This window comes from Staphylococcus sp. aM (assembly GCF_052975125.1).
The window spans coordinates 43,271-49,740 of sequence record NZ_CP121448.1 but is presented as its reverse complement, the minus strand read 5'-3'; the positions used below and the strand labels follow the sequence as shown (position 1 = coordinate 49,740).

The 6,470-nt window shown below is 26.4% G+C and carries 8 protein-coding genes; 2 read left to right on the top strand and 6 right to left on the bottom strand.

The window, feature by feature from the left end:
- The first annotated feature begins 650 nt into the window (after positions 1-650).
- Together P7F85_RS12500 and P7F85_RS12495 are read left to right on the top strand one after the other, a co-directional pair.
- A complete protein-coding gene (locus P7F85_RS12500) occupies positions 651-1,445 on the top strand; it encodes a ParA family protein (RefSeq protein ID WP_000022892.1) in 795 nt (264 codons plus the stop codon).
- Between the two features lie 5 nt (positions 1,446-1,450).
- Positions 1,451-1,651, top strand: a complete 201-nt coding sequence (locus P7F85_RS12495; RefSeq protein WP_000896836.1) for a hypothetical protein — start codon at positions 1,451-1,453, stop codon at positions 1,649-1,651.
- Positions 1,652-1,757: 106 nt separating this feature from the next.
- Here the strand turns inward: P7F85_RS12495 and P7F85_RS12490 are convergent, their stop codons facing one another.
- From P7F85_RS12490 to P7F85_RS12465, 6 genes are all read right to left on the bottom strand, one after another.
- Positions 1,758-2,474: an AAA family ATPase gene (locus P7F85_RS12490; protein ID WP_046464501.1), complete on the bottom strand. Its 717-nt coding sequence runs from the start codon at positions 2,472-2,474 to the stop codon at positions 1,758-1,760.
- A gap of 12 nt (positions 2,475-2,486) precedes the next feature.
- Positions 2,487-3,209: a hypothetical protein gene (locus tag P7F85_RS12485; protein WP_002467451.1), complete on the bottom strand. Its 723-nt coding sequence runs from the start codon at positions 3,207-3,209 to the stop codon at positions 2,487-2,489.
- Between the two features lie 14 nt (positions 3,210-3,223).
- The gene (locus P7F85_RS12480) at positions 3,224-4,267 is read right to left on the bottom strand and encodes a YcaO-like family protein (protein ID WP_002467453.1); all 1,044 of its coding nucleotides are present in this window, start codon (positions 4,265-4,267) and stop codon (positions 3,224-3,226) included.
- Between the two features lie 13 nt (positions 4,268-4,280).
- Positions 4,281-5,054, bottom strand: coding sequence for a SagB/ThcOx family dehydrogenase (locus P7F85_RS12475; protein ID WP_046464500.1), 774 nt, complete (start codon positions 5,052-5,054; stop codon positions 4,281-4,283).
- Positions 5,047-5,934 (bottom strand): McbB family protein, encoded by an 888-nt coding sequence (locus P7F85_RS12470; protein ID WP_002467459.1) that lies wholly within the window; start codon positions 5,932-5,934, stop codon positions 5,047-5,049. The genes P7F85_RS12475 and P7F85_RS12470 overlap by 8 nt, the downstream gene beginning before the upstream one ends.
- Before the next feature lie 99 nt (positions 5,935-6,033).
- Complete coding sequence (locus tag P7F85_RS12465) at positions 6,034-6,156, bottom strand: hypothetical protein (protein ID WP_002467458.1); 123 nt, start codon at positions 6,154-6,156, stop codon at positions 6,034-6,036.
- Between the last annotated feature and the right edge of the window lie 314 nt (positions 6,157-6,470).

The window sequence follows — 6,470 nt, the reverse complement described above, 5'->3', positions numbered from 1 at the left end:
ATATAAACCTCTTCTTTTTCATATTTAGATAGAGGTAATAAGACGCGTTATTATATTTAATAATATCTCATTCTTGAAGTCATATTGTTTATACTATATAATTATATGTACTTATTATATAAACAACGCATCATTTAGAGTATATATGTTAGCGTTTATTACCTAAAGCGTTTAGTCGGGCCAACGACTAAACGCTTTTTACTTTATTAAAATCTAAGTTAATAGTAACAAAGTAAAAAAGAAGAAACAATAAATTATGTAACTTCTTATAAGTAACATGTTACATGTAACAAAAACCCAATTAGGATAGTGAACTAATGTAAAGAGTAAAGACATAGTAAATAAAGATTGAAAAAAAGTAATTTCAATAGTAACATGTTACATGTAACAAAAACCCAATTAGGATAGTGAACTAATGTAAAGAGTAAAGACATAGTAAATAAAGATTGAAAAAAAATAATTTCAATAGTAACATGTTACATGTAACAAAAACCCAATTAGGATAGTGAACTAATGTAAAGAGTAAAGACATAGTAAATAAAGATTGAAAAAAAATAATTTCAATAGTAACATGTTACATGTAACAAAAACCCAATTAGGATAGTGAACTAATGTAAAGAGTAAAGACATAGTAAATGGGAGGTATTATTTTGAGCATAATAACAGTTGGAAATTTTAAAGGTGGTGTAGGTAAAACAACAGTAGCCACGTTACTTTCTTATATTGCATCTGAAAATTATGATAAAAAAGTACTTTTAATAGATTTTGATCCTCAGGGAAATGCAACTCAAATTATGAAAAGAACTTATCCGGAATTTGAGGAAGAAAAGATTTCATTTATAAACATGCTAAAAAATGGAAATATAGATCAAAGTATTGTGAAATTAACTTCCAAATTATCACTATTACCAGCTGATTCATCTTTGGCTAACTTATCCGATATCATTTCAAAGACAGATATTCTAAAGAAAAGATATATTTTAAAAAATGTGGTTGAAAAAATTAAAGAAATTCACGATTTCGACTATATATTTATTGATGTACCACCTACTATTAACTCTGATTTCACTAATAATGCTGTTTATGCAAGTGATTACATTTTAATGGTATTTCAAACACAACAATCTGCTTATGAAAGTAGTCTTTCATTTGTTAATTTTTTAAGGGATCGAAAAAAAGAATCAGATTTATCGTTTGAATTGGTTGGCGCTGTTCCAGTATTAATTAAAAAAAGTGGACGTGTAGATAAACAGATATTAGATATGTCTAAATCAGCATTTTCTGAAGCACTCTTTGAGAACCAGATATATCAAAGAGAAAGAATAAAAAAATTTGCCGCTGATGGAATAAAAGATAAAGATATGCATGACAAAAAAGTTATATATATGTTTAACAAAGTCTACGAAGAATTAGTTAATAGAATTAGATTAATTGAGGGTGAGTGATATTTATGGCAGGATTTTTAGATAACATAGATACATCTGAGGTAAAATATACGGAAAATTATAAACCGGTATCTAAAAGTACGACTATGAGAGTGGACACTGATATAAAAAAAAGACTAAATCAAATGGCATTAGATAAGGATACATCTATAAAAGCTATAGTTGATGAAGTGTTAGGAGAATTTTTGGAAAAAAATAAGTATTAGTATTATATATATATTGAAAGAGTGTGTCATTACTTTAGACTGTAATGACACACTCTTATTTTAAATAACTTCTGATAATCATCGATTATGTTAATCTTAAAATAAATCATGACAGTTTTGAGTTCATCTCAATTGTTTTTTCAAATGCTTCATCTGGATCGTTAGTTTCCAGTTTACTTAACCACTCATTAAAATTACCCTCATATAATTTTACACCGTTATCAATAAATATTACCTCACTATCAGAGTTATTTAAATCTTGAAGCTGATGAGTTGATATAAGTACACTTTTATTATTAGACAAGTATTTTAGTCTTTTTAATATCAATTTTCTAGACATAGGGTCAATGCCACTTGTGGGTTCATCAAAAAGATATAATTCTCTATTTAAAATCGAAAGTAATGTAATATAGAGCCATTTTTTTTCTCCTTCTGACATTTTTCCAACTGTCATATTCATTAAATGATGAAATTTCTCTATTTCATTCTTTTCTAATTGATTTTTAAAATTCATTTCAAAATTTTTGCTTTCTTCTTTACTACACATACCTTTTATCAAATTTAAAATATCATTACCTAAACTATGTGGGGATAAGAACATATTCTGAGTCATATAAACGATACTTTTCTGTGCTGGTATTTCGTTTTCATTTTCAGAATCATTAATTCCTGCTATGCAATCCATTATAGTAGTTTTGCCTGATCCGTTTTGTCCTACTAAAACATTTAAACATCCATTTGGAAGATTAAATGTAACATCTTTTAACGTCTTTTCATTTTGATCTTTTCTATAACTAAAATTAAGGTTTTTAATTTTATACATATATAATCCCCTTTAAGTTCGCTGAGTTTTTGAATTGATATCCAATTTAAATAGACAAAAAACACCAATAGCTAAGTATAATAAGTAAATTAAATAAATAAATAAAGAAGTATTATTAACTATATTACTAATATATAGGGATAGTTCTCTAAAATAGTAAATAGGATTTATCCATTCCAGCCCTCCAAAATTATTTGAAGTATTACTTGCAATGAAAAACAATGCAATTGTAAGTATATTTACAATTGTCATAAGGGATTCAGCTCTAACTGGAATATAAGCGATTATAAGAAAGGCTGGAGCTAATGGAATTATTAAAGCTAAATAGATAATCATATTTAAGAGTAAGGTCAAAGAAATTATCCCCATAATTGATCCAAGGGTAATAGTTGAAATAACTATTGCAAAAAACGCTACTAATACTTGTGAAAATATAATAGATAATAAAAATGGATATTTTTTTCCAGATATGGAGAAAAAAGTTCTTAGCAACCCTTGTTGTCGTATAACTGAGGTTTGGGCGCCTATACCATTAATGAAAATTATTACTGTGGTAAAAGCCCAAAAAATATACAAATAAGCTGACTTTTCGTTAATAGTATTAAAAGACTCTTGTTGAGGTAAATAACTCAATAATCCAAGTGCTAGTGGAAATAAGATACTCCAAAATAATGTTATTTTATCTTTAGAAACAATTTTAGAATAATATATAAAAAAAGCTTTTGTTTCTCTCATGTAGATCACCTTTCTTATGGAAATGGAATCAAAGTATAGTCTGGAACTCTATTTACATTTGTGTAAATTGGTTTATTGAACTTATCGTTTTCAGAATCTGGTAACATATAAGGGTATCCATCAGGACTATAAATTTTAATAATTTTTGTATTAGTATATTCAAATACATTATTAATTTTAAAGCAATACAACCTTATTCCATTCTTCTCATAGAACTTTTTAATGAGTTCATTTGTTTTAAGTTCTTTCCTCTTTTTATAATGATTTAAAGAGTCACTTTTAAATAAAAATGAGTAATAATCTTTAAAATCGCTTGGAGAGATATCTACGTATCTTTGAGAATATAAATCCAAATCAGAAGTATCTGTTTTTTTCAATGAATCATCAAATTCTCTTTTGTTTTTTACATTTGAAAATGTTTGCAACATTTCTTCTAATGAATTCTCTATAGCTGTATCTAAATCTTTTGCTGCAGACAAACCAATTGCTTTTTGTTGTTTTCCAAATCCTAAGCTCAAAACTACTGGTACTTCCTCAAATATAGATATTTCAAATAGAAGAATTTCATCCAAAAATTTTTTCAAGAAATCAATATATTTTTTAGACGTTTCATTAATTATATGCGATTCAATTTTTTTTCCTGCTATTTTAAAAATGCAGTGTTCTATAAGAGATTGTCTTTCAACAAATTCTAAAAAGCCATTTTTAATAGCTAATTCTGAGGTGATGTGAGAGGCTAATCCACAAGAGTCATTTTTTTTCTTTCCTGTAAAATAAATGAGATTTTTATCAATTTTGATTTTCTTTCCACTATTTAAATCAAACCCTTCAATAACCTCGCTTAATCCATAGTGACCTAGAGTTATTCCTACTCTTTCAATAAACTCCCCAATAGCAGATAACATTGAACTTGTTCCATAAAAAGTAGTGTTTTGTCCTTCAGTAGACAAACTATAGTCGCCAATAACATGAGAAAATTTTATATTGTTTTTATATAATGACCTTTTAAAAACAATACTAGTATTGAATAGTAAATTTGTGTTATTTGAAATAATCATTATGAAATATTCCTCACTTTCCAAACCATTGGATTAAACCGACTGGGAAATCACTTACATTAAGGCCTATTAAAGAACTTAATGCATTGTCATCAAACCCTGCCCAGCAAAGCTCACCTAGTTCATCATTGAAATTATCTAATGTATTTCTCAATGTTTGTGCCATCAACCCTATCTCAATAAGAGAATATCTATATCCTCTTTTTTTATACTTAGCAATCGCTTTTTTAATATCTATTGCATATGCTATGAAATAATTAGAGATAACTTCTTTATTAGGTAGCGGTGGTAAAATATTTACTATTTCTTTTAGATCACAATTTGAAAATGTATTTATTTTTTTCAAAGAATTTCTTTTGCTATCGTAAACATAACTACCACATTCTAAAAAATCGTTATTTTTATCTAAAACGCATAATACTGGTGTAATAGTATACAATCCTCCAGCTGAAGGGTACTTTTTGTGGTCATATCCTTTATTAAAACTAAAAGTATTACTCATTATTATACTGATTTCTTCTTTGTTTAAAGGTCTTTTACTATATTTTCTTTTACTTTCATTTTTTATCTCTGTTCCTTCTGTTAACATAACCTCATATTCATAAATATTAGGTAGACTTTGAGAGTACTCTGCTTTTTTCAACCATTCTAGTAATTTGTCATTAATAGGCCTGACAGAATTCATTCTATTAGCCAAAGTAGTACTTTGATGAAATTTTTTAACATCTTTTAAAGATTTCGGATCTATTAATTTATCTAAATCATAATCCCAAATATTATTACCCATAACAATCACACACTTCCCAATGAATTGCTAAATCTCGACTTAAGTTTTTTTCTACTGCGTCATATTCTATTATCTCATTAATATCTTCATATGATTGTTTGATACTTAGAATTCCATTTTCTGGTCTAATACAAATTTGTTCTAAATTAAACCACAAAATATCAATGATTTTAAAAATATCTCTATTGTCTAATTTATAACCCACATTGAAATCTGTATGATTAGAATACATCATGTCAATAAAGCTTTGGTAATTACCATTAGTAGAATACTTTTCATTTCTTAATTGTGTTTCTAAATTCTCTATAGAGCATCTATGGCAAGGGTTTTTCCACATATTTGAATATAAGTTATCAAAGTAAAATTTGTTATTATATGAAAAATTCATGCTTAATATAGCATTGCTCTCTTTAACTTTATTATTAATATATAAAGCCTTTTCTTTAGAATATGGGTTTAGAAAACAGATTAATAAGGTTTTATCATTCAAATTTTCTAAATTGAAATTGTTATCATTCAAATAAATTATTTCTAAATTTGAAAATATATCTAAACTTTTTCTAAAAAATGATTTATGTATGCTCAGGTATTCATCATTGTTTGAATATATTATAATTTTTTGTATATTATAGGTCATATTACTCTTACTTATTAATAAACCAAAATGTTCTAAGAACTCTATAACTTCTTTGTAATCGCTTTCGAAATTATTTTTAATTTGTTCTATACTGATTGACGATACACTTCTTACATCTAACCAATAAATAAATTCTTTCAACTTATCATTTTCTATATCTACAATACCCTTTTCTGTTTGAACAACTATATTTTTGTTTGTTGTTTCATATAAAATAAAATTAGTTATCTTAAAATCGTCCATTTAAATTCCCCTCTGTCAGTTAAGAAGTAGCATGAAGAATTGAGTAATTCTTCATGCTACTTCTACTTAAAAGTTCTTATAATTATATTTGAAATCCTATTAATCTTTAACAACAACGGAGCTACTACAGCATCCGCCACCGCCACCAGTAGTATCTTGTTTCAATCTCTCTGACTGAGCTACAACAATGCCTTTTCCAAATTTATCAAAATTTGTATTCATAGTATTTCCACTCCTTTTAGTTGGTTTATTGTATAATAACACAATTTTCTGAAAAATCAACCTTATTTCGATACTTTTACAATTGAAATATACTGATTTTTTTAAAATTATATGTTGTATAATATTCATAGTGTCTATTTTTAGGGAATTTATACAAAGCACTTCCCAGTTTTGCTTATTAATTAAATTAACTTTATTAATAACCTTCGTTTTTGACACAAAACCTCTTACTATAAAAGTTAGAGGTTTTTCTTACATATTCCAGTTTCTAAACTTGTGTTATAATCAATGTGTTATAAATATCAAAAAATATG